This is a genomic window from Pseudomonas sp. 2822-17 (assembly GCF_002742485.1).
Taxonomy (GTDB): Bacteria; Pseudomonadota; Gammaproteobacteria; order Pseudomonadales; family Pseudomonadaceae; genus Aquipseudomonas; species Aquipseudomonas cyclaminis.
Genome location: NZ_LJRZ01000960.1, coordinates 1 through 231, shown reverse-complemented (window position 1 = coordinate 231; position 231 = coordinate 1). Strand labels below are relative to the sequence as shown.

Annotated in this window: 1 protein-coding gene; it reads left to right on the top strand. The window is 36.4% G+C overall.

Going from position 1 to position 231, the window contains the following annotated elements; all coding sequences use genetic code 11:
- Positions 1 to 27: 27 nt before the first annotated feature.
- Positions 28 to 231: hypothetical protein (locus tag AOA60_RS33720; protein ID WP_218241020.1), on the top strand; the 204-nt coding region annotated here is incomplete at its 3' end.

Below are 231 nucleotides of genomic sequence, written 5' to 3'. Positions count from 1 at the left end.
GCATGTGACAAAGGAAGGTGAGTAATTATGAATCAACTTCGTATTTTTCCAAAAGTTGCAATTGATATGTTTTGGGTTCAGCTTCAATGGACGCTAGGTTTTTTAGGAGTAATGCTAGCGATACACATCTTTAGAGTCATTGCTTCATTATATCGAGGCACCGATGTCGATACCTACTTTAACGCTGTATTCATAGCTGCTAATATCTTCATGTTTGTCATAGGTATTATT